Annotated in this window: 20 protein-coding genes and 1 other annotated feature; of the genes, 2 read left to right on the top strand and 18 right to left on the bottom strand. The window is 38.9% G+C overall.

The window, feature by feature from the left end:
• Positions 1-344 precede the first annotated feature (344 nt).
• Positions 345-1436, bottom strand: coding sequence for a GGDEF domain-containing protein (locus LY28_RS12645; protein ID WP_165835561.1), 1092 nt, complete (start codon positions 1434-1436; stop codon positions 345-347).
• A 518-nt stretch (positions 1437-1954) separates the two neighbouring features.
• On the opposite strand from LY28_RS12645, the gene LY28_RS12635 reads away from it, so the two are divergent.
• Positions 1955-3190: a hypothetical protein gene (locus tag LY28_RS12635; RefSeq protein WP_110462558.1), complete on the top strand. Its 1236-nt coding sequence runs from the start codon at positions 1955-1957 to the stop codon at positions 3188-3190.
• Positions 3191-3347: 157 nt separating this feature from the next.
• Here the strand turns inward: LY28_RS12635 and guaA are convergent, their stop codons facing one another.
• The 13 genes from guaA to LY28_RS12570 form a co-directional block, all read right to left on the bottom strand.
• Positions 3348-4883: a glutamine-hydrolyzing GMP synthase gene (gene guaA, locus LY28_RS12630; protein ID WP_110462557.1), complete on the bottom strand. Its 1536-nt coding sequence runs from the start codon at positions 4881-4883 to the stop codon at positions 3348-3350.
• Positions 4884-5050: 167 nt separating this feature from the next.
• A complete protein-coding gene (gene mnmL / locus LY28_RS12625) occupies positions 5051-6007 on the bottom strand; it encodes a tRNA modification radical SAM protein MnmL/YtqA (protein WP_110462636.1) in 957 nt (318 codons plus the stop codon).
• Entirely contained in the window at positions 5994-7262 is a 1269-nt protein-coding gene (gene larC, locus LY28_RS12620; protein ID WP_110462556.1) for a nickel pincer cofactor biosynthesis protein LarC, read from the bottom strand. The genes mnmL and larC overlap by 14 nt, the downstream gene beginning before the upstream one ends.
• A 62-nt stretch (positions 7263-7324) precedes the next feature.
• Positions 7325-8071, bottom strand: a complete 747-nt coding sequence (gene larB, locus LY28_RS12615; protein WP_110462555.1) for a nickel pincer cofactor biosynthesis protein LarB — start codon at positions 8069-8071, stop codon at positions 7325-7327.
• Positions 8072-8079: 8 nt separating this feature from the next.
• Positions 8080-9199 (bottom strand): peptide chain release factor 2 gene (prfB, locus tag LY28_RS12610; RefSeq protein ID WP_207658090.1). Its coding sequence is split into 2 segments (ribosomal slippage): positions 8080-9123 and positions 9125-9199, totalling 1119 coding nucleotides; the frame shifts between segments, so codons are not numbered across the junction.
• Between the two features lie 151 nt (positions 9200-9350).
• Positions 9351-10190, bottom strand: coding sequence for a Cof-type HAD-IIB family hydrolase (locus LY28_RS12605; protein WP_110462554.1), 840 nt, complete (start codon positions 10188-10190; stop codon positions 9351-9353).
• Between the two features lie 63 nt (positions 10191-10253).
• Entirely contained in the window at positions 10254-11423 is a 1170-nt protein-coding gene (locus LY28_RS12600; RefSeq protein ID WP_110462553.1) for a pyridoxal phosphate-dependent aminotransferase, read from the bottom strand.
• Positions 11420-11899, bottom strand: coding sequence for an Lrp/AsnC family transcriptional regulator (locus tag LY28_RS12595; RefSeq protein ID WP_110462552.1), 480 nt, complete (start codon positions 11897-11899; stop codon positions 11420-11422). The genes LY28_RS12600 and LY28_RS12595 overlap by 4 nt, the downstream gene beginning before the upstream one ends.
• A gap of 80 nt (positions 11900-11979) precedes the next feature.
• Positions 11980-12324: a binding site (T-box leader), on the bottom strand.
• Between the two features lie 154 nt (positions 12325-12478).
• On the bottom strand, positions 12479-12910 hold the full coding sequence (locus LY28_RS12590) for a DivIVA domain-containing protein (RefSeq protein ID WP_110462551.1): 432 nt from the start codon (positions 12908-12910) through the stop codon (positions 12479-12481).
• Positions 12911-13317: 407 nt separating this feature from the next.
• Positions 13318-13644, bottom strand: coding sequence for a thioredoxin (gene trxA / locus LY28_RS12585; RefSeq protein ID WP_110462550.1), 327 nt, complete (start codon positions 13642-13644; stop codon positions 13318-13320).
• 89 nt (positions 13645-13733) lie between these two features.
• Complete coding sequence (locus LY28_RS12580; RefSeq protein ID WP_110462549.1) at positions 13734-14774, bottom strand: hypothetical protein; 1041 nt, start codon at positions 14772-14774, stop codon at positions 13734-13736.
• 14 nt (positions 14775-14788) lie between these two features.
• The gene (locus LY28_RS12575) at positions 14789-15823 is read right to left on the bottom strand and encodes a phosphodiester glycosidase family protein (RefSeq protein WP_110462548.1); all 1035 of its coding nucleotides are present in this window, start codon (positions 15821-15823) and stop codon (positions 14789-14791) included.
• Positions 15824-16084: 261 nt separating this feature from the next.
• Complete coding sequence (locus LY28_RS12570) at positions 16085-16486, bottom strand: putative ABC transporter permease (RefSeq protein WP_110462547.1); 402 nt, start codon at positions 16484-16486, stop codon at positions 16085-16087.
• Between the two features lie 244 nt (positions 16487-16730).
• Between LY28_RS12570 and glgP the strand changes: the two genes are divergently transcribed.
• A complete protein-coding gene (gene glgP, locus LY28_RS12565) occupies positions 16731-19292 on the top strand; it encodes an alpha-glucan family phosphorylase (protein WP_110462546.1) in 2562 nt (853 codons plus the stop codon).
• Positions 19293-19393: 101 nt separating this feature from the next.
• On the opposite strand, the gene LY28_RS12560 is transcribed toward glgP, so the two are convergent.
• The 4 genes from LY28_RS12560 to LY28_RS12545 all read right to left on the bottom strand — a co-directional run bounded on the left by LY28_RS12560 (position 19394) and on the right by LY28_RS12545 (position 24710).
• Positions 19394-20869: a glucuronyl esterase domain-containing protein gene (locus tag LY28_RS12560; protein WP_110462545.1), complete on the bottom strand. Its 1476-nt coding sequence runs from the start codon at positions 20867-20869 to the stop codon at positions 19394-19396.
• Between the two features lie 821 nt (positions 20870-21690).
• Complete coding sequence (locus tag LY28_RS12555; RefSeq protein ID WP_110462544.1) at positions 21691-22662, bottom strand: acyl-CoA dehydratase activase; 972 nt, start codon at positions 22660-22662, stop codon at positions 21691-21693.
• Entirely contained in the window at positions 22631-23746 is a 1116-nt protein-coding gene (locus LY28_RS12550; RefSeq protein WP_110462543.1) for a CoA protein activase, read from the bottom strand. The genes LY28_RS12555 and LY28_RS12550 overlap by 32 nt, the downstream gene beginning before the upstream one ends.
• Positions 23718-24710 (bottom strand): acyl-CoA dehydratase activase-related protein, encoded by a 993-nt coding sequence (locus LY28_RS12545; RefSeq protein ID WP_110462542.1) that lies wholly within the window; start codon positions 24708-24710, stop codon positions 23718-23720. Before LY28_RS12545 ends, LY28_RS12550 begins: the two co-directional genes overlap by 29 nt.
• Positions 24711-24764 lie beyond the last annotated feature (54 nt).

The raw sequence follows: 24764 nt of genomic DNA, 5'->3' as shown, positions 1-24764 counted from the left end.
TAAGTCAATTACTATTCTGGTACCAAACAGTTTATCTCAAAATAAATATTTTAAAGGTATTTAATGTACGAATTTACCTAAATTAAAATTTAAAACTACTGATATTATATACTATTTTATCATACGCTGACTATTTTTGATTAATTTGTGCGCATTAACATTTTATCACATATTGAGCTCTGCAATCATTTTCCGAGCAAAATAAATAAGAACATTTAAAATGACAGCTAAGCTTGGTTACTCAACTATCCTATATAAAGGTTCTATTTTATACAGCAATATCAGTATTTCTGTTTATTGGAATTAAAGCAGGTCGCATAACACCAGTTAAATTATGCATTTATTTATGTACAGCTCGTCTTTGGAGAAAATTCTGACTCACTGTATAGCACTATATTGTTTCTCCCCTTATCTTTTGCCCTGTACAAGGCCAAATCCGCATGATTTACAGATTCCTCCCAGCTATGTCCCTCATGAACAGCCACCCCTATGGATACAGTTATACTGGCAATTTTGTTGCACATGCTTTCCACCGATTTTCTGATTCGTTCGGCAACACTTTCTGCTTGCTTCTTATCACATTCATACAGAAGGATAAAAAATTCCTCTCCTCCCCAGCGTATTACAATGTCGCTCTCTCTGACACATGCAATAAGAATATCGGCTACCTGCTTGAGAATGACATCTCCCTTTTCATGTCCAAATTCATCATTAACCCTTTTAAAATAGTCAATATCAACCAAAAGACAGCTGATTTCATTAATACCTTTTGCAATACAGAAATTTCCGTCAAGAGAAGTAATATTTTTCATTTTATTCCTATTGTATAGTCCGGTAAGCGGATCACATTCACTTGCCCTCTCCAACTGTTTTTTTGTTTTGTAATGGTCATAGTAGACAACATTCATTGCATAATTTACAGCAACACTTGCGACATTCATTGGAAACATCAATGCCATCATTCCGCCAAAGTCTACATATCCGATAAAAAAGCTTGAAAGGTATATAAGCAGCATCATCCCGCTGCATGCAAAGACGCTGCCCCAAAAGGGTGTCGCATACGTGACCAGAAAAAAAACCATCATCCATTCTATATAGCCTTCTCCGGCATGTGATATATCAGTAAGAATCGTAAGCAGCAAAATATTATTTATAACAAGCAAGTAAAGAAACCCGTAAGATACCCAAGACATAACTATATAATTATTATTCCTGCGGGCTATTATCAGAAAAATGGCAAGAGGAATAAAGACCGACAGCCTGTTAAACAATGTCTCATAGGGAAAAGCCCCAATAATGACACCATCAGATACAAGGCTGCATACGTCTGCCAATGCCCCGCATATTATAACCCACATGTTAAATTTAGAATAGTATTCGTATTTTGTCTGAAGGTAATCCTTACGCAAGTCTCCCTTTAATGTCAGAAACCCCATTATATTTCCTTTCCCTGATAACGTCGGAAGCATTGAAAAGCAAGATATCTGACTTCCCGCAAAAGCTCGCTCTCAGCCCTAAGTTTTGTATTAATGTGCTTTAATAATAGCAACCGGTACATAAGCAATTGACTAAAAATTTCAATTCAGAAAGCCATCACTTTTTATTCTATATTATACCAGAAAAGGTTTTATCTTTCTACAATATATGTGATAATGCAGCCACTTTTTTCATCTTTATATTTTTATATCTTAGAAATGCTTATATTAGGGTTTCATCTGACATTTTAATTTGAGGCCGCAGACTATATTATTGTTTGCAAAAAGCTTATTATGAATAATAAAAAATTTGGCATTTTATTAAAATTTATGGTATTATTTCAAATAACAGAATTTAATGCTATATATAATTTAGACAATAATGTCAAACAAAAATTTCTAAACAATAAAAAGGAGGCTAAATCCATGCCGATGCTTTTGCAGAATATTTCACAGGGTTTGGTGCATGGATATACTTTATGAAGGAATTTACTTACACAAATGTACAATTTATCGGTCATGTATTGAGTACCACCCCGCTGCTGAAAGAATCAGTTGAAGGGACAAGCGACTGGGGTATCTATCTTGGTCTGCAAAATGATAATGACGATATTAACGCCCGGTTAAAAATCGTATCTGATGTATTAAGGCAAGCTGTCAGTACCAGCAATATAAGCAATGACAGCAGTACCTTGAAGGTATTTGCATTGCCTGAATTTTTTTGGAGAGGAATTAAGGGAGCATATTTTTATTCTCAAAAAGAAAATGATGAAATGTACAAAAAAATAAGTGACAGTCTTATAAATATTATTAACGACATCGGAAAACAATATGATTTCAGCAATTGGCTTTTCCTGTTCGGCTCTATTTTGACAACTTCAGATGAAGCCGCTTGCCAAACCAGCATGGATGATATTCTATCCAAGGTTGGCGATGATTATCTGCGTGTATATAGTATTTTAAAGAATAACGCAAAAGCAAACAGCATTCCTGCGATATCAAAATTATTAAAAATTGCTGACAAAAAAATAAATGCAGAAAATGACTATGATCAGGAGCTTTCAAATTTATTATGCGATATTTTAAATATGAGTGACGGCTTGGCCGATAAAAATATCTACAATAGATGTTTTGTATATTACAGTCAAAATCCGAAAGCCATTCAGAAGGAATTTAAATCAAAGGAAGATTTTATTCTCAATAATCCGGCTGTTTCAGAGGGTACAGTTAAACACTATTTACAGACAATGGTAAATTATCCCTCTGTGTCAGCTGCCGGCAATCCTGTTGATACCTTGACTTACTCTGCCTTTAACTGCGGAGGGCTGAATATAGGAATAGAAATTTGCCTTGATCATAAGAGAAAGAGATTACTTGGTTATTTATCAGAAGGGAGCATACAGCAGCAGCTTGACATACAAATAGTTATATCCTGCGGAATGCAGTTAATGAAAGATTCGGCTGCAACCAGACAAGGCGGTATTCTATTTAATTGTGACGGTGAATATGTGCTCGAAGGTGATGCCCAAAACGGAGACTGCTGTCATTCACAGCTTAAAACCTATAGCTATGACAGCAGCTGCGGCCCAATGCTGTCTGACAATATTCCTGCCGCTTATGTCACAAAGGTTAACTATACCGCTGAAGCGGAACAAAACATGTATCCTCATGGGTTAGGTGAACTTCACATTTATGCACCGATAAGAGTGAAATAACCCTAACTTTAAAAGTGTACTATATAGAAAAAATCATAGGTATTCTTGGCAACCATAAAAAGAGCATTTAAAAATTATTAATGCTCTTTTTATGAACAAATTCTTAATTATTATTTTGATAATTACGGTATCAAGAAAGTAACATGCACATATCCGCTTACTCCCACTCTATTGTTGAAGGCGGCTTCGAGGTTATGTCATACACGACTCTGTTGATGTTTTTGCATTCGTTGACAATGCGGTTTGAGATTTTCTCCAGTAAGTCGTAAGGAATCCTTGCCCAGTCAGCAGTCATGAAGTCGGTAGTTGTCACAGCACGAAGTGCCAAAGTGTAGTCATAGGTTCTCTCATCACCCATAACACCTACGCTTCTCATATTCGTCAGTACTGTAAAGTACTGGTTTATATCCCTTGATAAGCCGGCTGCTTTAATTTCCTCACGGAAAATATAGTCCGTATCTCTTAGAGTATCAAGCTTTTCCTTTGTCAAATCGCCAATAACTCTGATAGCAAGCCCAGGTCCCGGAAATGGCTGCCTCCAGACTAAATCCTCAGGAATTCCCAGCTCCTCTCCTGCCTTTCTGACCTCATCCTTAAACAAGTTTCTTAAAGGCTCTATTATTTCCTTGAAATCAACGTAATCAGGAAGTCCTCCCACATTGTGATGGCTCTTTATTACAGCCGCATCACCGTGGCCGCTTTCGATAACGTCAGGGTAAATTGTTCCCTGAACCAGAAAATCCACAGTGCCTATCTTCTTTGCCTCATCTTCAAAAACCCGGATAAATTCCTCACCGATTATCTTCCTCTTTCTTTCTGGATCGGACACACCGGCAAGCTTTCCCAAAAACCTGTCTTCACAATTCACACGAACAAGATTTATATCGAATTGCTTTCTGAATATTTCTTCAACCTCATCACCTTCATTTTTCCTCAGAAGACCGTGATCAACAAATATACATGTCAGCTGCCTTCCCACTGCCTTGCTTATAAGTACGGCTGCCACAGAAGAATCTACACCGCCTGACAAGCCGCAAAGTACCTTTTTGTCTCCAACCTTTTCTCTGATAGCCTTAATAGAGCTTTCAACAAAAGCGGACATCTTCCAGTCCCCCTTGCAGCCGCATATGCCGTACAGGAAATTTTTCAGCATTTCTTTTCCCTTTGGCGTATGCATTACTTCAGGATGGAATTGAACTGCATAAAATTTCTTATCAGTACACTGCATTGCCGCAGTCGGACAGTTTGACGATGCTGCCGTAACCTTGAAGCCTTCCGGTGCTTTGTCAACATAATATGTGTGGCTCATCCAGCAGGTGGTATTCTCACCAACATTTTCGAAAAACGGCTGTGATTTATCAACATTAATTTCTACTTTTCCATATTCACGCTGCTTTGCCGCCGCAACGCTTCCACCCAGCATGACACCCATTAATTGCATACCATAGCATATTCCCAGAACCGGAATTCCCAATTCAAAAACACCGGGATCACATTTAGGTGCGCCTTCATCCAATACAGATGCCGGACCTCCGGTAAATATAATTCCTTTGGGATTGCAGGACTTAATACGTTCTATTGAAGCACTGTATGGAATGACCTCACAGTATACATTTGCTTCTCTGACACGGCGTGCAATCAATTGATTATATTGACCGCCGAAATCAATTACTAAAACCATTTCATTGTTCAACCTTCACAGCTCCTCTTTATAAATAATAATTTAAGAAAACCTTGCAAGCTAAGTATTCTTTATGAATCTTAAAAGAATATCTGATAAACCGGCACTCTTTTACAATTTAACTGCATTTTTATGAATCTTCTCTATATTATATCCAATTTTATTTACAATGCATAGCATTAAGATTTGTTTTTTTGCACTCCTGTCATTCCGGACTCTCCATTAAGATAATTAAAGCATCTTCCCTGAAAGCTTCCCTGTCCGGCCATCTTCATTTCTATTAAATCCCGAATTTTCCACCAGCTGGTGCTCCAGTTGCAAAAAACTGTTCTGTCAGCCGGAGCCCGTCCGATTAATCTCTGAATAACAATATCGGGATTAAGATGCTCCAGAAAAGCTATTGTTCTGTCAATAAACTCATCTAAAGAAATCGGAGTGACCTCTCCGCGCAAATACTGCTTTTCAAGCTCTGTGTCCTTCAAAATATACAAGGAGTGGCATTTTACCTGTGAAACTCCCAGCGCTGAAATGATTTTGGCTCCTTCAACCACATCCTCCAAATTATCATATGGCAAATCGGTAATGTAATGTGCACATACCTCAAGGCGGTATTTTTTTATCCTTATTACGGCATCAATAAACTCGGCCAAGGTATGTCCCCTGTTCAGCCTCTTCAAGGTATGATAGTTTACCGTCTGTAACCCAAGCTCAATAACAATGTCTATTGCCTTCTCACTTTTAAGCTGTGCCAGATATTCCATGTATCTGTCCGAGATACAGTCAGGTCTGGTTGAAATATAGACAGCGGCAATGCCATCGGCACATGCCTCGGCAATATTTTCAGCAAACAAATCAAAGGATAAATAGGTATTGGAGTAATTTTGAAAATAAGCAATAAATTTTTCACTTGAATAGTTTTTTCCTATGTATTTCGCATTCTGCTTAAGCTGATCAGCAACAGACATTTCACATGAAAGGTTTTCAAATCCGGCTCCTTCCTCTCCGCAAAAAGTGCAGCCGCCTGTTCCTATATTTCCATCCCTGTTTGGGCAGGTTACCGGAAGATTCAGCGGAAGCTTGTATACCTTTGAGCCATATTTATTTTTCAGATAAACGGAAAATTTATTGTATAGCAACTGAGTTACCTTCCTGCCTGTACTTTTCATTCACCAGCTCATAAACCTTGTTGATAGGCATTCCTGTTTTAACAGCAATATTTTTGCAGTCCTCATATTCAGGCGCAAATTTCATAAAATGCTCACTGCTGGCCACCTTGACCCTGACAGATCCATACTGGGTATCTACCTTGACCAATTCCCTGTTCATACAATATCTAAGAGAATAGCTAAGCCTTATACCAAGAGTTGAGGTTTCTTTAAAAATAATATCTGAAAACTTCTTTTCATCTCCGTATTTTGACAAAACCGTAAGCATGACAGACGGTCTGCTTTTTTTCATATAAATGGGCGTATAGTAAACATCCAGCGCCCCGTTGTCAAACAGCTTTTCCATCGTGTAGCCTAATATCTCCGGAGACATATTGTCAATATTTGTTTCCAGTATTGAAATTTCCTCATTAGGAATCATATCCTGCTCATACAGTGTGCCCACAACTGTTCTTAAAGCATTAAACCTTCCGGTTTCACGCTTGCCCATGCCATACCCTGTCCGTTCTATTGATAACGGAGGCATCTTGCCGAAACCTGCACAGGTCATCTTCAAGATAGCCATTCCTGTCGGTGTCACCAGCTCAAAGGGTACATTTTCAGAAATCAAGGGTATATTGCTGTCACAAAGCATTTCCATGACTGCAGGCACAGGTACAGGAAGCAGACCATGAGCACATTTCACAAAGCCTTTTCCGTCATGCAGCTCGGAAGCATATATCCTTTCTATTCCAAGCATATCAATGCATATACAGACACCTGCAATATCCACAATAGAGTCTATCGCGCCAACCTCATGAAAGTGTATTTCATCTATATCCTTTCCATGAACCTTTGCCTCCGCTCTGGCTATTTCTCTGAATACCTTTGTACTCATAGCCTTAACCGCGGGCTTCAAATCACTCATAGCAATTATATTTTCTATATCTGTAAGGTTTCTTTCCGGTTGTGTATTATGTGAATGCCCGTGACATTCCTTTTCCCCATTATTCCGGTGAAAGTGCCGGCTTTCGTTTTCCTGAACGCCTTCTTCAAGTATTATATTTACGTCCGTACCTGAAATTCCGTTTCTGACAACCTTTTGAATGTCCACAGAATAGCCGGATATATTAAGCTTTTTTAGCTCGTTTAAAAAGGCTTTCTGCTCCAAGCCCAAATCAAGTAAAGCTCCTAATGCCATATCACCGCTAATTCCGGAAAAGCAGTCAAAATATAAAACCCTCATTGTGTCCTCCAATCAAGCCTTTTTCCATGCAGGCCCTTTTATCTCCGGTCTGACCGTGCCATTTAAAGCTTGTTAATATTACTCGCCAAATATCCTGCCCCAAAGCCATTATCAATATTCACTACCCCAATTCCGCTGGCACAGCTGTTCAGCATAGTCAAAAGCGCTGATAATCCCCCGAAGCTCGCTCCATATCCAACACTTGTGGGAACCGCAATTACAGGCTTATCAACCAATCCTCCCACAACGCTTGCAAGAGCACCCTCCATTCCCGCGACTACAATTACTACATTGGCCTCAGATATGATATCCATCTTTGACAGCAGCCTGTGAATGCCTGCAACGCCCACATCATAGATTCTTGTAACCCTGTTCCCCAGCACTTCCGCCGTTACGGCTGCTTCCTCCGCCACCGGTATATCAGAAGTACCGGCCGTAATAACAGCAATTTGCCTGTCTGCTAAAACAACAGTTCTTCTTCTGACAACAATTATCCTCGCCTCAGAATGGTATTCCGCCTCGGAGATCACTCCGCATACGGCATCATACACCTCCTGTGACGCTCTTGTGGCAAGGATATTATTATTTTTCTGCATTAATCTCTGTACTATTTCGACAATCTGGCTATTTGTCTTTCCTTCGCAATAAATAACTTCGGGATAACCATTTCTGATAGTTCTGTGATGATCAAGCTTGGCAAAGCCCAAGTCCTCATAAGGAAGGGCTTTTATTTCCTTATATGCCTGCTCAACCTCAACAGAACCGGTTTTCACATCTTCAAGTAACTTCTTTAGCTCCTTTGAATTCATATTTCCCTCTAATCTGTCTTTACAGCTTTTTTGTCCATAGAAAGATATGCATTTATAAAGCCGTCAAGCTCTCCGTCCATAACAGCATTAACATTTCCGTTTTCATAATTGGTACGGTGATCCTTTACAAGAGTATAAGGGCAAAAGACATAGGACCTGATCTGGCTTCCCCATGCAATATCCATCTGGAGACCCTTTAAGTCCTCTATTTTTTCCTTCTGCTCACGTTCTTTTATATCAAAAAGCTTTGCTTTGAGCATTTTCATTGCGGTATCCTTATTCTGAAACTGCGAGCGCTGCGTCTGACATGCAACCACAACACCTGTCGGTATATGTGTGAGCCTTACCGCAGAGCTGGTCTTGTTTATATGCTGTCCGCCTGCCCCGCTGGCTCTGTAGACATCCATTTTTATATCCTCGGGATTGATATCAATTTCAATTGATTCATCAAGCTCCGGCATAACATCAAGAGATGCAAAGGAGGTATGCCTTCTTCCCGACGCATCAAAAGGAGATATTCTGACCAACCTGTGAACTCCCTTTTCAGATTTCATATATCCGTAGGCGTTTTCACCGATAATCTGAATTGTTACGCTCTTCACTCCTGCTTCATCCCCATCCAGGTAATCCAGAATTTCAACCTGATAGCCTTTATTTTCTGCCCATCTTGTAAACATTCGCAGCAGCATCTGCACCCAGTCCTGAGCTTCTGTTCCTCCTGCGCCGGCATGAAGCGTAAGAATAGCATTGTTTTTGTCATAGGGTCCTGTAAGAAGCGTTTCCAATCTAAGAGCCTCAAGACTGTTTTTTATTTTTTCAAGTCCCTCGCCGACTTCCGGTATAACGCTTTCGTCCTGCTCCTCCAGCCCTAAATCAGATAGGGTTATTAAATCCTCCCATTGAGTGCTTATGGCCTCAAAATTATCAAGCTTTGATTTTAATGTCTTTATTTTTTGCAGAATCCTTTGGGATTTCTCCATATCATTCCAAAACTCAGGCTCAGAAGCTTTGTGTTCAAGCTCTGCTATCTCGTCGTTCAATCTGGCGATGTCAAAGTGAAGCCCTCATTTCATCTAAATTGCTTTTCAGGCCTTGCAGTTCCAGTCTGTATTGTTCTAACTCAAGCACTCTATCATCCCTCTCATATTTTTTTATATTGCAGATAAATACTTAAAACTTTGTAAATTACCGTTTAAACTAAAATTGATTTATATACATGCTTCAATTTTTATTTAATATATTCTTATTATAGCCAACATTACGTATTTTTGCACCAAATTTATAATTTGATTTCATTACAACCCAGAATAAATTTCTCAATAGCAAGTGCAACCCCATCACTATTATTTGATGCCGTAACATACTGCGCAGCTTCCTTGGCAAAAGCCTCTCCATTTTCCATTGCAACACTAAGGCCTGCATATTCAAACATTGATATGTCATTTTCATTATCTCCGATTGCAATCATTTCAGAAGCTTGAATATTTAAAAGTCGGGATAACTTTTTTAATGCCTCTCCCTTGCTGACACCTTTATTTAAGACTTCAAAATTATCATAGTTTGAGCTCATAACATCCACACCCGGTATTTGCTCTATTTCATGCCTTGCCCTTCTGAGCTGCTCTATACTATCCTCCACGCCTACAAATTTCAAAACCTTTCCGGGTATGCTCTCAAGCTTTGCTGTCATATCCCCGACCACTTCTATTTCAACTCTGTCTTCAGGAGGAAGGGACTTGTTTTTTTCGAAATATTTAAGCGAGGTGTATCCCAGCTTTTCGGTAAACATGGTATTCCCCGCATAAACATGGAAATACAGCTTATGCCTGTGAAATATATCAATTATCCTCATACAGTCTTCGGTATGTAAGCAATCCGAATATATAATTCTGCCATCGGTATTTTCGGTAATAACCGCTCCATTACATGCTATTATCGGATCCCTTGAGCCAATTTGCCCGGCATAAAGTCTTGCGCCGGAATATACTCTGCCTGAGCATATCACCGCCTTAACTCCCTTTTTGATAGCGGAAGCAATTGCCTCCTTATTTCTTGCTGAAATTTCCTTGTCCGAATCAAGCAAGGTTCCGTCTAAATCAATTGCCACTAATTTATACATCTGTTCCTCCAATATCCCTTAGAAGTATATCGTCGCAAAGGCTTGAACCGTAATTGACTTTAGTCAAGCCTCCTGTAAGCTGTCTGCAAACAATTTAATTCTGTGCATGGCCTCATTAATATTTTCCATTGATGCCGCATAACATGCACGTATATATCCTTCTCCGCATTTTCCGAATGCTGTCCCCGGAACCACAAGCACCTTCTTCTCTATGAGAAGTCTCTCGCAAAATTCTTCCGAGCTTAAGCCTGAAGCTTTTATACATGGGAATATATAGAAGGCCCCCTTAGGCTCGAAGCACGAAAAGCCTGCCTTTCTGAACCCGTCCAGCATAACCCTTCTTCTTCTGTTATATTCCTTCCCCATCATAACCACATCTTCACCGCTGTTCCTTAAAGCCTCTATTGCTGCATCCTGCGCTACTGTCGGCGCACACATTATAGCATACTGATGAATCTTTTTCATCTCGTTTATTATATCCTTATGACCGCAGGCATATCCCAAACGCCATCCCGTCATGGCAAAGGACTTGGAAAAACCATTAATAACTATGGTTCTGTCCTTCATTTCAGGGAAACTTGCAATAGATGTATGCTGTCCCTCATAGGTAAGTTCACAATAAATCTCATCCGATATCACTATAATGTTCTTATCTCTCAGCACCTTCACAAGCTCATAAAGCTCTTCCCTTGTCATTATCGCACCTGTGGGGTTATTGGGAAAAGGAATAATTACGACCTTTGTTTTTTCTGTAATTGCTGCCTCAAGCTCACCTGCGGTAAGCTTAAAATTATTCTCCTCTTTAAGAGAAACAGTAACCGGCGTCGCTCCGGTAAAACGTGTACAGCCCTGATATGCAACAAAGCTCGGTTCTGGAATTATAACCTCATCACCGGGCCCGGCAAGAGCTCTTAAAGCAGCATCTATACCTTCACTGCCCCCCACTGTAACTAAAATTTCATCAACCGCATTGTATTCCAGTGAGAACTTTCTCAGATACTTGCTTATTTCCTCTCTGAGTTCAATAAAGCCAGCATTTGAGGAATAATTCGTATGCCCGTTTTCCAAGGAATATATACCGGCTTCTCTTATATTCCATGGTGTTATAAAGTCAGGCTCTCCCACGCCAAGGGAGATGGCATCCTTCATTTCATTTATCAGATCAAAATACTTCCTGATTCCTGACGGCGGGACATCCTTTATTCTATCCAGAATCATATCCTTTATTATCATATAAATATCGGCTCCCTTCTGTCCGACGGCTTCTCCTCGAAAATAATCCCTTTATCCTTATATTTTTTAAGGACAAAATGGGTTGAAGTGCTCAAAACTGATTCCAGCGGTGCCAGCTTTTCAGAAACAAACAGCGCCACCTCTTTCATTGTCTTTCCTTCGATAATAACCGTAAGATCAAAACCTCCTGACATAAGGTAACAGGCGGTAACCTCGGGATATTTGTATATTCTGTCTGCAATCTTATCAAATCCAAGTCCTCTTTGCGGAGTAACCTTCACCTCAATGAGAGCTGTAACCTTTTCCTTTTCTGTTTTATCCCAATTTATAAGAGTACTGTAACCGACAATTACACTCTCAGTCTCATATTTTTTTATGGCGGCCTCAATCTCCTCCAAAGGCTTGCCCAGCATAACAGCAATCTGCCCGGCTGTCGCCTTGCTGTTTTTCTCCAATATCTCGAGTATTTCTTCCATTACACATCTCTCCTTTAAATAAATTTTTACTGCATAAGCTTAATAATAAAATAAATAACAAAAAAACCTTAGTCCTCCTAAAAAGGGACGAAGGTTTCCGCGGTACCACCCTAATTAATGCAAAAAGCATTCTCTTAATAATAATGCGGCATTAAATAATATCCAATGCTTACATTACCCGCCTGTAACGTGGCGTCACGTCTCTTTTTACTGACGAAATAATTTCGATTTTCAAAAAAGCTGCTCCCGGGCTGCATTCAATAAAAATCAGTACCGGCTTTCCACCATCAGCAAGCTGTGTCAATTACCAACCGCAACATATACTCCGGATATGTTGCCGCACAAAGGCTTTGACCGTAATTGACCTTGCGGCCGGCTCTCTAAAACTGATAACAATATTTACTCTTCCCATTCACTGCATTTTTCAATTGCTGACATATATAACACAAGGCAATTTTACATGGTTCTTTTAAAACAGCCTAAGCAAAATCCATTCAGTATCATAATATTCCCTTGGTTTAAAACAATTACAAAAACTATTAGATAAATTATAATTTAGTTTACGCAATTATTCAAGTACTATTCTTGAATAATTTTAGACAGCTCACCTTCATACTTGTTAAGCGTATGTACAATTTCACCTTTTATTAATTTAATTTCCTGCTTGATATCTACCAGCTTTTCTTTTTCCTCCTCAACCTGCCTTTCAAGCTTCTTTTTCTCATCAGTCGCCTGTTTTCTCGCCTCATTTAGTATTGCTTCCGCCTTTTCCTGGGCTGTTATAATGGCATTCGCTATTTTTTCCCTGTCCTCCTGCAATTGGGCTATACTTGAATTAAGCTCGTCATATTTACCTTTAATATCACGGTACTGTGCCTTAATATCGGCAATATCCTTTTCCTTGCTCCGTATCTTTTCCTCGTACTCTTTATTCATTTTTTCCAAATAAGAATTAACATCCTTCTTTTTAAATCCAAAAAAAGATGCAGAAAACATTTTTTCCCCTGACATACTAACCTCCACGCCGAGTATCGGCAAAAATTTAGTAAGGCTTTTGCGGCGGTACACCAACTTTTTCACGATTCATACTTCACTTATTCAACTTGGAAAGTTGAATAAGCTGCTTTATTATATTATAGCATTTATTTTCCATTTTTATAATAAAATAGTAATTTTTTATAAAAACAAATTTTCACGCAAAAAACGCCCATAAAATTATGAGCGCATTTACCACTTCAAAAACAGATGTGAGTATATTACCCTTCAAGATAATTTAACTGTTTATCATAAAGTCAATTACGGTTGAAACCTTCGCCTTCCAAGCAAACATATGCTTTCAAGCATTTATTTGAAGGTTTCAACGGTTTGGATTTTAGTGTTTGTACTTCAAAAGGCTTTCAGCCGATAGTAATTGACTTTTACAGTAATTTGCTGAGCACTTGGGAAAACTCTTCCTTAGACCTTGCTCCAACAATCTTTTCAAAAACCTCTCCATTTTTAAAAGCCAGAATAGTCGGAATACTCATAATTTTAAATTTTGCAGCCAACTCACCCTGATCGTCAACATTTACCTTTGCTATCTGGACCTTGCCGTCAAAATCATCCGCCAGCTCTTCCATTATAGGAGCCACCATTCTGCAAGGTCCGCACCATGTAGCCCAAAAGTCAACAATAACAGGCTTATCCGATTTCGATACAACTTGATCAAAGGATTCATTTGTTAAATTTATAATTTTATCTGACATATATTTTTCCTCCATAAACATAAATAATAAAAGTTAATTTAATAATACCCAATAAAGAAAGAATTAAAACACAATATCAACATTTTTTACTAATATTCCTTCAAAGATGTTATTATCACCTTATTTTCGTCCTTTGAAACCAGAGCTCCATCCAAAACCTCAACAAAGTCTCCTCTATATGAAGCCTTGAGATTATTTGCAAGATTAATTATCTTATTTTCCTCAGTATCATTTGAATATATATTTCCATTTCCTGAAATTATAATATTCTTTGGAGAAATAGCTGTTTTTAAATCAACTTTCGTCCATTCATCAGTTAATTTTTCATCACCGATTTTTTGATGATAAATTTTTGTAATATTCCCGGAGGAATCGAGTATTCCCACATACAAAACATCATTCAGATCAATATCCAAAACCCTGACATTATCAGAATCAATAGGGACTTTATTTTTAGTCTTATTTATACCGTCATAAATATAAACTGCCTCACCTTCATTCTGGTATACCAGCTTATTAACAAAAGAGCATTCCTTTATTAGCGCTTCCGCACCTAAATTCATTACATGAGCATACTGGCTCATAACATTAAATCTGATAATCTTTGATTTTGAATCTGAAGTTTTTATTTTTGCGTATACAACATTTGTATACTGAGACAGCTCTATATCCATTATCTGGCTCTCAGCAGTCAATCCGTCTATTTGCGGATAATCTCTCAGAGTATCCGAATCAGGTTCATATGTGGATATCTGAACTGTACCCTTTTTGCCATCCCTTGTATTTGATGAAAATATAACCATATTTCTGTCAGGAAGCCACCTGAAATAAGTTATTTTGTCTTTGCCCGAACCGGAAACCCCTTTATCATCATTACTATCCACATTTATTATATGCAGGACACCGTCCAATAGATATGCACTAAACTCTGCATTATAAGACATACTGACATTCATTGCAGCACCGGGAACTTTCAAATCTCCCGTCATTACCTCTTTGCTTACATTTGCATCCTTAATGCTGACAGTTACATTTGTATTCAGGAAAACATTGTTAACATACAATAATCCACAAAACTGAAAAATTACCGCCAGTAAAATCCATTTATACCATTTAGCTAAAGTTTTCACAAATTTTCTCCTTCTTATGGCATTACCATAAATACTGACGGCACTGATCTTTCTCCCAAGGCATCCGAAGGAGTATTTATTACCTTGCCGTTGTAATACATGGTTGCAGACGAACCGCCATCAAGATTTGCCGCATTTACAGCGCCTTTCTCAAGCATAATATCCTGAACCTCCTTTAATGTGGCTCCGTAGGATTTAATGCTTCTTCCGTCTATAACCAGAAACAGCACCGAACCGTCAGCCTTTTGACCTATTACGGTTCTAGGTGATATTCCCCATCCTCCGTCACCGCTTTTTATGGTCGGTTTTCCGTTTACAACCAGAGGAGGCCCAAAGCTAATAGCTTCTTTAACATTATATTTCTTTAAATCATTTTGTGAATGCTTGCCTACAATAAGCATCCCCTCTTCGGTAAATGCAATCGTGTCTCTCTTTGTATCCTTGTCCTTTGATTCTCCGCTTATATATTTACCGTCACTGATTATAAAGCCCAGCGGTGCACCGCCTGTTCCCGCCCATTTTGTATCTATAAAGCCTCCGCCGTTAATTGCGGCTATGGCTCCATTTCTTTTTGCTATACTGCTTGTGGTCTGTCCTGCCCTCGGTATCTGATTTGAGTATCCAACCTTAATTCTGGTGGGATCTTCAATAACCAGCATTTTACCGTTAAAATTATTACTTTCTATATCATAAAGCTCTGTTTTATTTGTATGATTTACGCCGAATTTAAGAAGCTTTATATCTTCGGTATTTACATTTGAAATTGCATAACCGTCTCCCAGTATACTTGCTATCGCTTTATCCGACAGGAAGGTTCTTGCAACCTCCTTGAGGGTATATGAATTCCAGAGGACACCTGTTATCGTGCATTTCACATTATTAAAAGGTCCGTAAAAAATCATCAAGGGTGTTGTAATTGATAAAAAGAATAATTCAAAAACCAAAAAACCAATGAAACTTTTTAGCCTTGTCTTTTTCTTTTTTCCCCTAACCGCCTTTCTTTTCTCATCAGCCGCCGCTTTTTTATTTACCAGTGTATTATTACTCATTAATCCCCCTAAAGTGCATTAAATCCCTTGAACCATAACAAAACAAAAAGTATACACATTTTTTGTGTATACTTAACTAACTAAGTGAAATTTAATTATATTATATTCTTCAAAAACTCTTTTTTCAATGATTTATGCAAATATATTACATGTATTTATTCCCACAAATTATTATAATCCTAAAATCCCAAGCAACATAAATATCGTCCCGAAGGCTTGAACCCAAGTTTGCCGGCCGATAGCAATTGACCTTTAGCCAAATCAATTAATTCTCAGCCTGTCCAGAATACCATGCATCCTCTCAAACAATAAGCCCGCAACAAACCAAGCCGGTGCATAATCAAGTCTGACAATGCCTTCAACCGCAAATTTGCCAAAGTATTGCCATGGATAGACATGCAGCAATTCAAGCAGCAGCTTTCCTGTGGAATATTCTATACCCCAGATTATTACAACCCAAATAATACCTCTCAGAACAAGATTCCAATTACGGATTATATCATGAAGGGGTTCTAAGAATACGGCACTTCCATATATAAAAAACATCCATAGGCTGGTATATGCCTCTAAGGCCATATGACCGCTGAGCAGTGAATAAAACCCTGTCCAGACTATTTCCATGCTCCAGCCGATAATACCATACAGAAAAAATCGTTTAATCATAGTACTATTATTTTTATCACAAAACCGCATTTTTTATTTATAAAAAGCATAACTTAAAAAAAGTATTTTTTACCAAATATTAAAGCTTTTATTAAAATTACTTATAATTAAATTCAATGTAAATACTACCAATAACCAGTCCTTTATGTTATTATATCTATTAAATCGTATATTTTATTTGACACATATACTTTATTATTATAATGCTTTATAAAAAAATCAAATGAAAGATAGGAGAATGCATATGTATTTAGTCGGCAAAATTAATGTTATATCAGCATTACCGGAAAAATTCAAAAGACTTAATGATATTGCCTGCAATCTGTGGTGGTCATGGAATCCTGAAGCTATTGATCTTTATAGAGAAATTGATCTGGACTTATGGGAAAAGCTAGGTAAGAATCCTGTACGCTTCTTGCAGGAGGTAAGTCAAAAAAAGCTTCATTCGAAGCTTAATGATGCAGAATTTATGAAAAGGCTGGATGATGTTGTAAGTGCTTTTGACAGCTATATGACCGAGAAGAACACATGGTTTTCCAGAACTTACCCGGAAAGTACCCATAAGGCAATCGCATACTTTTCAGCAGAATATGGCCTGAACGAAGTATTACCTATTTACTCAGGCGGCCTAGGTGTACTTTCAGGCGATCATTGCAAGGCGGCAAGTGATTTAGGCCTGCCTTTCACAGCAATAGGCCTCTTCTATAAGCAGGGATATTTCAGCCAGAGAATAAATGCCGAAGGCTGGCAGCAAACTTGCTTTAATGACCTCAACGTATCACAGCTGCCGATTCTTCCCGCACAGGATTCTAACGGCAAGCAGGTTCAGATTAATATAACCTTTGCAGGACGCACAGTATATGCACAGGTTTGGAAAGTACAGGTCGGCAGAATAAATTTATACCTGATAGACACTGATGTTCAGCAAAACAGCCCCGGAGACAGAGCTCTTACCTCAAGACTGTACGGAGGTGATCAGGAGACCAGAATCCAGCAGGAAATATTCCTTGGAATAGGAGGTATCAGAGTTCTTGATGCATTGGGTATTCATGCATCGGTATACCACATGAATGAAGGGCATTCCTCGTTTATGGGCCTTGAGCTAATAAGAAAGCTTATCACCGAGAAAAATATTAACTTTCAGGAAGCTAAAAAGGTCGTTGAAAATTCGGCAATATTTACGACCCACACTCCAGTTCCTGCCGGTAATGATGTATTCCCTCTGTATATGATGGACAAATACTTCGGAGACTTTTGGGGACAGCTGGGATTAAGCCGTCATGATTTTCTGGATCTGGGCCTCAAAAAGGCAGAGGATCAGAACTTCAATATGACTGTCCTCGCACTTACTCTTGCAGGCAGAAAAAATGGAGTCAGTGAGCTTCACGGCGCTGTTTCAAGAGATATTTTCAGCGATGTCTGGCCTGAGGTACCCAAAAATGATATCCCGATTACACATGTAACTAACGGTATTCACACTCTTACATGGCTTTCACCTAAAATAAAGGCTCTATATGATAAATATCTGGATAAGGATTGGAAGTCAAAAATATATGAAAGCTCCACCTTTGAGAATATTGATAACATACCGGATGAAGAGCTGTGGGAAACTCACAGGGAATTGAAAATTAAGCTTATAGAATTTGTCAGAGCAAGGCTCAAGCAGCAAAAGCTTGCAAACGGAGAATCTATGGAAGCCGTCAGACAGATCGATTCCTTTCTTGACCCTGATGCTCTTACAATTGGTTTTGCAAGGAGATTTGCAACATACAAACGTGCTAATCTGATATTCAGAAACCTGGCAAGAATTCAAAAGATTTTAAACGACCCGGAAAAACCGATGCAGATAATCTTTGCCGGAAAGGCACATCCTGCCGACGGCCCTGCACACGAGGTTATTAAAAATATTAATGATATTGCCAGACAGGAAGGCTTCTACGGCAAGGTCATCTTACTCGAAAATTACAATATGACTGTAGCAAGAAATCTGGTCCAAGGCGTGGACGTATGGATGAACAACCCCAGAAGGCCTTTGGAGGCAAGCGGAACAAGCGGACAAAAGGTTTGTATAAACGGCATCATAAATTTCAGTATTCTTGACGGTTGGTGGTGTGAGGGCTACAATGGCGAAAACGGTTGGGTAATCGGAGATGAAACCGAATTTGACAATGAAAACTCACAGGATAATATTGACAGCGAATCAATTTATGACACTCTGGAGAATATAATAGTACCTTTATACTACAATGTTAACGAAAAGGGCATTCCTGAGGAATGGATCCGTATAATGAAAAACACCATTAAGTCTCTGACTTGGAATTACAGCACTGACAGGATGGTAAAGGAATACACCGAGAGAATGTATCTTCCTGCAATAAAAGGCTCAGCTATTGTAAGTGCAGACAACTTTAGTCTTGCAAAGCAGCTTTCGGCATTTGAACAGCAAATGAAGGCCAATTGGTCACAAGTTCAGATTTACGCTGAAAAATCAGCAAGCAGCCTGAAGGACTACAAATCAGATTCAGGACATGATATTTACCTGACAGCTTATGCAAAGCTTGGAGCTATTGAGCCTTCGAATATATTGGTTGAGGTATATTATGGCTCTTTGTCCAATGGAAGTATTGTAAATGCTCAGGCTATGGAAATGAAGCTGGAAAACAGGGCTGACGATGGCTCATATAAATATTCTATCAACCTGAAGATTGAAGATGGCGGAGAATATGCATATACCTTCCGGGTCATCCCAAGGAATCCTAATTTTATCAATAGCTTTGACACAGGATTAATCCGTTGGGTGGAATAACCGGCTGCGGCTGCAATAAGCAGAACAACTGACAATATAAATTTGGAAATAAAAACCCCGGCTTTCGCCGGGATTTTTTATTTCCAGTTGCTCTTTTCCTGTTATTTCAATGCAGGAATATCCCAGTCAACCCATGTAGCCTTATCGAAAGTTACTCCGCCATCTTGCTTCATATATGCGGTACTGGCAGAGCTGTCATCAAGCAGGAATTTCTTCACAAAGGCTTCTAATTCCGGTATCTGTGAAGCCGGATATCCGCAATGGTCAGGGTGACCCACTGATGAATAGCCCATGCTGTCAGGAACACCAAGTGCCTCGTATATCATATGCGCTGTTTTCCCCGTAGTGAAACAGCTGACATTTCCCAACCACTCCATCTGGGAATTTTCTATTACCAAAAGTCCTCGTGGTGCACAAAGCCCTTCAATCATATGATGGTCAAAAGGAAGCTTTGTAACCGAACTTCCGAATTGAGAAAACGCACTTCCCTGCCATGGATTTTCAGTAACAATCTGCCCTGCAGTTTGTACATTCTGTCCCTTTGATTTCTGCCAGTCAGATACTCTCCAGCTTGCAGCACCTCCTGCACCTGATTCCTGAGGAATAGTCAATGCTATTCTCTCATTGAATGCACCGCATGCAAGTGCGCCCTTACCATAACGTGATCCGCCTGTCACTCCCAAGTGCTTTGCATCAATGTTAGCAGCAGGAGTTGATTCAAGTGCATCAATTAATCTGTCAACACCCCATGCCCAAGCCATTAAGGAGCCTGCAGAATGATTTTTACCATAGAGGTCATAGAATTTGCCAGTCCCTCTTGAGCTTGCTCCTGACTGAGCTCCTAACTCGTCACAGGGGAAGGTTATAAGCGCACATCCCAATTTAGTCAATGTTGAGGTATTCAGCGTATTCATGCCTATGCCTATTACTGCAGGATAAGGCGCCTTACCTGTACTTGGGTATGAAATAGAACAGCTGAAGGAAATGCTCTTGCCATTATCAGTAACCGTTACAGTTATCTTATTGCTGCTGAAGGAACCCTTGACACTGTCAGGAGCTTCCGGCTTAAAGCCATACTCAAATTTCTGTGCCAAATAGCTTATTTCCTTCTGACGGTTTATCCAATCGGCTTTTGTTGTCACTTCGTCACCATTATAGAATTTGAATGGATCGGGAAGCTTAGAGTTTGTTTTTAATTCACTGTAGGATGGATCAGGTATCGGTCTTACCGGAGGATTAACCACACCTGTATCTGCAGGGAACTTTTCGATAATTTTTAGTAAGTACTGCTTCATAAGTGCAAAATCAATTGCATCTATTGAGCCGCTGGCATCAACATCACCTGCAGTTTTTTGGGCACTTGTAAGCGTTGTGTTGCCCAGCAGGTTTTGTTTAACCAGTGCGATGTCAAGGGCATCCACAGCCCCATCGGAATTCAGGTCTCCATAGACCACGGTTGCTGCCTGAGACTCTTCAGGAACAGCAATAGCACCGGTTAAAGAGATAACACAGGCCAAAATTGAAAAACACAGCAAAAACGAGATACTTCTTTTAAAGCTTACGTACTTCATGAACATAGACTTTTCCCCCTTTAAAAATTTTGTTAATTTATTGTAAGGAACCTTATCAAATTAATTATCGTTAAAAGGCAAAATTTTGGTTTTTATGCTGAAAAACTATGCTGCGACACTTCAAAACCAAAACCTTGGATACCTTCTGGCAATGCTTTCAAGCATATGTCAGAAAGAAACTCTTTTAAAAAATTAACTTTATAATGTGCCATTACATTTGTCTTAATAAATACAAATAAAAGAAAGGCAGACCTTTCCAAAAAGAACCAAGCTGTACCTGCTTTGATTTAGTAATGCTTTTTAAGTTTTAATGAAATTTTGTCTTGGCAGAAGTATATGAAAACAGTCAATTACAGCAATATAAGCTTTTGTCCCTGAGCCGGCTGCCTGAATTATATAAATAATCCGGAAAAAGGCTCAGAGGGCAAAACGCTTAAAAGTGCGGAGCACAAGGGCTATACCGCAATTAACTATATGATTTTTCTTTATGAACACTATTGTCGTAATGATTATAGTATGAAATTTGAATGGTAAATAATTATTTATTTATATTTTTAATACATTTAACACATATATTTATATTTCTACAATTTTAAAATATTTCCTTCTATTTTTTTCTGGGTTTTAATGGTTTTATATATTGCATTTTTGCTTTCAGCTTCATTTTTACTTATTTTAAATTTTTATGCTATAAGAGTTTTTATACAAAACTTCATTTTTGTTTTTTAAATAACAACCCAAATTTTTATTTTTCGTTATCAAGGTTTAAATTTATTTATTGCCATATATATCCTTATGCTTATAAGACACGCCGCTACTTCTATTGTCTAGCCTGCTGTTCCGCTCCACTTCCCGCATTTATCCCCCCAGCACACAACCGGGCTGTTATTTAAAACAATTTGAACTATTTCACAGCAGTTTGAACATCCCGAGCATTCTTTGCTTACCGCCGTATAATCACCGTTTAATTTATCAAAGCCGTTAAACCTTGTTTTAGCTGAGCTTTCCTGCATATGCTCCCTTGCAAGCAGTGCCACGCCATAAGCACCCATAACATCATAATGCTCTGGAATAATTATCTCCTGCTCCAATGCTCTTTCGAACGATTTTACTATCCCTATATTTGCTGCCACTCCTCCCTGAAAAACTATAGGTGCCTCCAGCTTCTTACCCTTGGCAAGATTAGTCAGATAGTTTCTTACCAGAGCATCGCATAAGCCTCCTATTATATCCTCTCTTGAATATCCCATCTGCTGTTTATGTATCATATCACTTTCCGCAAAAACAGCACATCTGCCGGCAATTCTAACCGGAATGCGAGACTTTAAAGCATATTTACCGAAATCCTTAATTGAAATTCCTATCCGCGATGCCTGCCTGTCGAGAAAAGAGCCTGTCCCCGCAGCGCAAACAGTGTTCATGGCGAAGTCATACACAACTTTATTTTTTAATAAAATTATTTTAGAATCCTGCCCTCCTATTTCAATAATGGTTCTGACATCGGATATAACCTTCTGTGACGCTATTGCATGCGCGGTAATTTCATTTTTTATAACATCAGCTCCCACAATAGCTGCTGCCAGCTGTCTTCCGCTGCCTGTTGTCCCGACTCCGCATATGGAAATGCTTGTTCCGATTCTATTGTTAATATCATTAAGCCCTGCACGTATTGATTCAATAGGCTGGCCTTCCGTACGCAAATACAGCTTATCCAATACATTATCCCGCTCATCAATAAGCGTTATATTTGTACTTACCGATCCCACATCAATGCCCATATAGCAGTTTACTTTGTCCATTTATATGCTCTTCCCTTCTCTTTTTAAGTAAATCAGCAAATGCTTCCAATCTTGTTACAAACCCTGCTTCGCCTGTCATTTCATCTCTTATAACAGTCATAACAGGCACCTGATAATCTTCCTCTATAGCCGGCAGTATTGCCTGCGATACTATTTCCGGCATGCAGCCAAGCGGATAGAGATGAATTATACCATCATAGCCTTCCTTTGCATGAATAACACTGTTTCCTATAGTATGCTGGCTATGTCCTCCCACCATTCTGCCCAGATATGCTTTTGATGCCTTTACATATCTTGAATCCCTGGGAAGATGCAGCCCCTTTCGTATCATATCATTTATAATCCAGTCGCTTACTGTTACCCTTCTTTCAACCTCAATACCCATGTTCCCAAGAATTCTTTCTATTTCAAAATTTGCATAAGGCTCCACAGTAGTATATATCTCCCCCACTATTGCTATTTTTAAAGGATTTGCAGCATTATTCAGCGAGACCTCATTTAAACTTTTCTCGGTTTCATTTACAAGCTGAATTATCCTTTTTGAGCCCTTAACCTTTATAACATCACTTTTAAAAGCCCTGCAAATTTTATCAACACTTCCTGCCTCCTGTTCTCTGGACCTTTTAACTCTTGCCGTCCTCTCCAGCTTATCAACTTTAACCGCAACATTTTTAGCCGAATTAGCTGCTCTTGCAATATCAACAGGATTGGCTTTTCCGCTTATTTTTTTTATCCTTGACACCAGCTCTCCGAGTCCCTGCTCAGGAACCTCCAATGTTATTATTTCCATATCAATTCCAATATCATCAGCTGTTTTTTTCAGCATTTCACAAAAATATCCCAGCTTGCACGGCCCGCATCCGCCTGTGATAAGCATGGTGTCCGCACCAAGCTCCTTTGCCTGAAGCATATTGCCCACAAACAGCTTAAACGGCAGGCAATTGGCTTCCGAGCAGTATTTGGAGCCGATTTCCATGGTTTTATTTGTATTAAAGGGCGGAATGACATATTGTGCATCAAAATCATCCAGAAAAGCTTTAGCAACTATATAAGTATTACCCAGATGTGGAAATGTAAAAATCATATGCCTTCCTCCTTACAATCATATCAATAAAAGCCTCAAGCCTTGTGCAAAATCCCGCCTCAGCAGAATGCTCATCCAGCACTATCTTCATAAATGGGATATCACTTTCACTCCTCACTTTTTTTTCTGCCAGTTCATCAACGAAGCTGTCCACACCGCATCCAAACGACGTAAGCGCCAATATGCCATCAATTTGACCGCTTTCAATCAATTGCTTTACTCCTCCGTACGCCCTTGTACCATAATCCCAAAACAGCATCTTATTCAATTCCTTGCATTTTTTCTTTGACTCAAGGTAATCAAGCATATCCAGCGTTACTACTCCGACACCGTAAGCCTTTAGTTTTTTTATAAGCTCCATATTTATATAGCTGTCGTATACTGTGTAGCTGTGTCCGATAACTGCTACTGTTAATTGTGTGCTTCGTTTCTGTATCAGCCTGAGAGAGAAACTGTCCTGCTTGAATTCATCTGTCAGAACACCTGATTTCAATATCTGTCTTTCCTCCTGATACGCTTTTACCGCAGCTTTATATGCATTTTTAATTTTTTCCCTGTCATTGGTTATAAACCCGCCTACACGAAGTGCTGCCAGCAAGGAATTCTTATTTGTTTTTCTCAGGTTAATTTCAGTATCAATAATTTTAGGTAATATTTTTACGGAATTTTTAATCATATCAGGCACTCCGCATATTTCAGGACAAATATATTGATTTTTCGAAATGCTGGTAAACCTTGGCATAAATATATAATCCACCTTGCCTGCAAGATTCATAACATGTCCGAAGTATATTTTAATTGGAAGACATGCTTCTGATACACATGCATTCGCACCGCTTGTCAATATATTCTTGTTGGTTTTATCAGATAAAACCACCTCTGCTCCCAATTCCCTGAAAAAGGTTTCCCAAAGTACAGAATACTTATAATAATAAAGACCTCTTGGTATGCCAACTTTTATCATAAATACCTCCATGCCTCTGCCATATGCTTCAACAAATGTGCTGACATGTATAAA

Source organism: Ruminiclostridium sufflavum DSM 19573, from assembly GCF_003208175.1.
GTDB classification, from domain to species: Bacteria; Bacillota; Clostridia; order Acetivibrionales; family DSM-1351; genus Ruminiclostridium; species Ruminiclostridium sufflavum.
The sequence above is the reverse complement of the archived record's forward strand: the minus strand, read 5'-3'. Positions and strand labels throughout refer to the sequence as shown.

What these genes read in the sequence shown, in the direction of transcription:
- larB (WP_110462555.1), bottom strand. Translation starts at nt 8,071, where the DNA reads ATGAATTCAAAGGAGCTAAAGAAGTTACTTGAAGATGTGAAAACCGGT.
- LY28_RS12560 (WP_110462545.1), bottom strand. Translation starts at nt 20,869, where the DNA reads ATGTTCATGAAGTACGTAAGCTTTAAAAGAAGTATCTCGTTTTTGCTG.
- trxA (WP_110462550.1), bottom strand. Translation starts at nt 13,644, where the DNA reads ATGTCAGATAAAATTATAAATTTAACAAATGAATCCTTTGATCAAGTT.
- LY28_RS12635 (WP_110462558.1), top strand. Translation starts at nt 1,955, where the DNA reads ATGAAGGAATTTACTTACACAAATGTACAATTTATCGGTCATGTATTG.
- LY28_RS12600 (WP_110462553.1), bottom strand. Translation starts at nt 11,423, where the DNA reads ATGATAATAAAGGATATGATTCTGGATAGAATAAAGGATGTCCCGCCG.
- LY28_RS12555 (WP_110462544.1), bottom strand. Translation starts at nt 22,662, where the DNA reads ATGGACAAAGTAAACTGCTATATGGGCATTGATGTGGGATCGGTAAGT.
- LY28_RS12645 (WP_165835561.1), bottom strand. Translation starts at nt 1,436, where the DNA reads ATGGGGTTTCTGACATTAAAGGGAGACTTGCGTAAGGATTACCTTCAG.
- glgP (WP_110462546.1), top strand. Translation starts at nt 16,731, where the DNA reads ATGTATTTAGTCGGCAAAATTAATGTTATATCAGCATTACCGGAAAAA.
- LY28_RS12575 (WP_110462548.1), bottom strand. Translation starts at nt 15,823, where the DNA reads ATGAGTAATAATACACTGGTAAATAAAAAAGCGGCGGCTGATGAGAAA.
- LY28_RS12595 (WP_110462552.1), bottom strand. Translation starts at nt 11,899, where the DNA reads ATGGAAGAAATACTCGAGATATTGGAGAAAAACAGCAAGGCGACAGCC.
- LY28_RS12570 (WP_110462547.1), bottom strand. Translation starts at nt 16,486, where the DNA reads ATGATTAAACGATTTTTTCTGTATGGTATTATCGGCTGGAGCATGGAA.
- LY28_RS12605 (WP_110462554.1), bottom strand. Translation starts at nt 10,190, where the DNA reads ATGTATAAATTAGTGGCAATTGATTTAGACGGAACCTTGCTTGATTCG.
- LY28_RS12590 (WP_110462551.1), bottom strand. Translation starts at nt 12,910, where the DNA reads ATGTCAGGGGAAAAAATGTTTTCTGCATCTTTTTTTGGATTTAAAAAG.
- LY28_RS12550 (WP_110462543.1), bottom strand. Translation starts at nt 23,746, where the DNA reads ATGATTTTTACATTTCCACATCTGGGTAATACTTATATAGTTGCTAAA.
- larC (WP_110462556.1), bottom strand. Translation starts at nt 7,262, where the DNA reads ATGAGGGTTTTATATTTTGACTGCTTTTCCGGAATTAGCGGTGATATG.
- LY28_RS12545 (WP_110462542.1), bottom strand. Translation starts at nt 24,710, where the DNA reads ATGATAAAAGTTGGCATACCAAGAGGTCTTTATTATTATAAGTATTCT.